This is a genomic window from Pseudoalteromonas sp. S558 (genome assembly GCF_005886635.1).
GTDB classification, from domain to species: Bacteria; Pseudomonadota; Gammaproteobacteria; order Enterobacterales; family Alteromonadaceae; genus Pseudoalteromonas; species Pseudoalteromonas aliena.
Genome location: NZ_PNDU01000179.1, coordinates 1 through 374, shown reverse-complemented (window position 1 = coordinate 374; position 374 = coordinate 1). Strand labels below are relative to the sequence as shown.

Here is a 374-nt window from a genome sequence, read left to right as displayed (position 1 = left end):
TTTAGATGCGACCACACCTTATCTGTGAGCATTAATCGGGGCAAGGGTCTCTTGTATGGTTTGTTTTTGGCGTAGTAAATTATTCGAGATTACCGCTTGCGCACAAAATTCAAACAACGATCAACCGCCCCTAGGCGTTTCACTTGCGCTTTTAGCTCTCTGCTCTCTTCTTGCTCAGGGGTTAAATTACCGTTCCCTCTAAAAGCCTGCCCATCATCATTTTCAGCTTCTTTTGTCCACCGACCAAACATGTTGGGATTTACCCCTGACGAATCCCCACAATTTGATACTATAAATCAATAAGGTAGTTTAAAAAACAGTTGAAGTGCACAGCCAATTTTGATCTTATATGTTTTTTCCGACCAAAGAAATTA

The 374-nt window shown here is 41.2% G+C and carries 1 pseudogene; it reads right to left on the bottom strand.

The window, feature by feature from the left end:
- Nucleotides 1–131: 131 nt before the first annotated feature.
- A pseudogene (locus tag CWB66_RS22260) lies at nt 132–263 on the bottom strand (transposase); the annotation flags it as partial.
- Nucleotides 264–374: the final 111 nt, after the last annotated feature.